Origin of the sequence: Shewanella sp. GutDb-MelDb (genome assembly GCF_002836075.1) — a bacterium.
In the GTDB taxonomy this organism is placed as follows: Bacteria; Pseudomonadota; Gammaproteobacteria; order Enterobacterales; family Shewanellaceae; genus Shewanella.
On sequence record NZ_PJBM01000077.1, the window covers coordinates 1 to 1,459 of the forward strand.

Sequence of the window (1,459 nt, forward strand, 5' to 3'; positions counted from 1 at the left end):
GATTCGAAGAAGTATATGCAAAGAAAAAACTCTCAGCTAATTGGTTAAGGGTATCTTTATATTTTTTTGCAACTATAACAGTCGTGAACATTCTTATTAGAACAAATGAAATTGGTGGTTAGTAGTATGAAATCAAAGAAAAACTTCGATGATATGGAGTTTACTCCACTTCATAGAAAAATAATGCTTTGGGGAAGCGGCGGTCCATTTTTAGATGGCTATGTATTAGTTATTATTGGACTGGCACTTCAACAACTTACACCAGAATTAGGACTAGATGCACAATGGATAGGTTTAGTTGGTGCAGCGACGCTGGTCGGCCTATTTATCGGGACCGCGCTATTTGGCTATGTGGCAGATTTAGTCGGTCGTAAGAAAATGTTTATGATAGACATTATTGCTATTGCGGTACTTTCATTTGCAACCATGTTTATCTCATCTCCCATCGAATTAGTCATTTTACGATTCCTAATTGGTATCGTCATTGGAGCCGATTATCCCATCGCAACCTCTATGGTTGCCGAGTTCTCCCCGACAAAGAAACGCGCATTCACCATGGGTTTCATCGCTGCTATGTGGTACGTCGGTGCAACTGCCGCCAACATGGTCGGCTATCTTTTATACGATGTGCAAGACGGCTGGAGATGGATGTTCGGTAGTGCGATTATCCCCTGTCTCGTTATTCTACTCGGGCGTTTTCATCTACCTGAATCACCAAGATGGTTACTTAAGAAAGGCCGTGTGGAAGAGTGCCGTGAAATAATGCATAAGTTTTTTGGTAAGGATATTGATATTAATTTTGAAGAGGCCGAAGAGACCAAATATAGTAAACTTTTTGAGCCTGTCTATTTAAAAAGAATAATATTCATCGGTACGATATGGAGCTGTCAGGTTATTCCTATGTTCGCCATATATACATTTGGGCCTCAAATAATCGGACTGCTAGGATTTACGGAGGGTCAAGATGCGGCCCTAGGTAATATCGTTATCAGTATATTCTTTATGGCCGGGTGTATTCCTGCGATGTACTGGCTGAACTCTATCGGTCGCAGACCACTTTTGATCGGCAGCTTTGGCATTATGACTGCCTCCTTAGCGCTGCTTGGTATCGTACCAAATCCAAGCATCTGGCTGATAGTAGCCGCTTTTGCAGTTTACGCTTTCTTCTCCGGTGGTCCAGGGATCTTGCAGTGGCTGTATCCAAATGAACTGTTTCCTACTGAGATACGGGCGTCTGCCGTTGGCGCAGTGATGTCCTTTAGTCGAATAGGTACCATCGTCTCGACTTATGCTCTGCCCGTTTATATGGCCACCTATGGTATATCATCAACATTGCTTGTCGGTGCTGGTATATCACTTCTCGGATTAATTGTTTCAGTGTTCATGGCACCAGAAACAAAAGGATTAACGTTAGAAACAACCAGTTCAGTTGATTTCACCGCTTCAGTTAAAGTCAGTA

General features: G+C 42.4%; 1 protein-coding gene. It reads left to right on the forward strand.

Translation table 11 applies throughout. From position 1 onward, the window contains the following. Positions 1-183: 183 nt before the first annotated feature. On the forward strand, positions 184-1,459 hold a 1,276-nt coding region (locus CXF82_RS01390; protein ID WP_257982710.1), incomplete at its 3' end, for an MFS transporter.